The sequence below is a fragment of the Tenacibaculum aiptasiae genome, assembly GCF_008806755.1.
Classification (GTDB): domain Bacteria; phylum Bacteroidota; class Bacteroidia; order Flavobacteriales; family Flavobacteriaceae; genus Polaribacter; species Polaribacter aiptasiae.
The window spans coordinates 1-215 of record NZ_WAAU01000044.1 but is presented as its reverse complement, the minus strand read 5'-3'; the positions used below and the strand labels follow the sequence as shown (position 1 = coordinate 215).

At 32.1% G+C, this 215-nt stretch carries 1 protein-coding gene; it reads left to right on the top strand.

All coding sequences use genetic code 11. From position 1 onward, the window contains the following. On the top strand, positions 1-215 hold a 215-nt coding region (locus F7018_RS18605), incomplete at both ends, for a hypothetical protein (protein WP_175578777.1).

Sequence of the window (215 nt, the reverse complement as noted above, 5' to 3'; positions counted from 1 at the left end):
GAATTCGCTATTGTTGATGAAGATAACAATATGACAGGATTTCAAGACGATCCTTTATTCAATAATATCTATGGTGGTTTTTACAACGTTATTGTAAGAGACAAAAACGGTTGTAAACCTGATGCTCAATTAAAAGTTTCTGTTATCGAATACCCTAAATTTATCACTCCTAACGGAGATGGTAAAAATGATACTTGGAAAATTAAAGGAGCTGA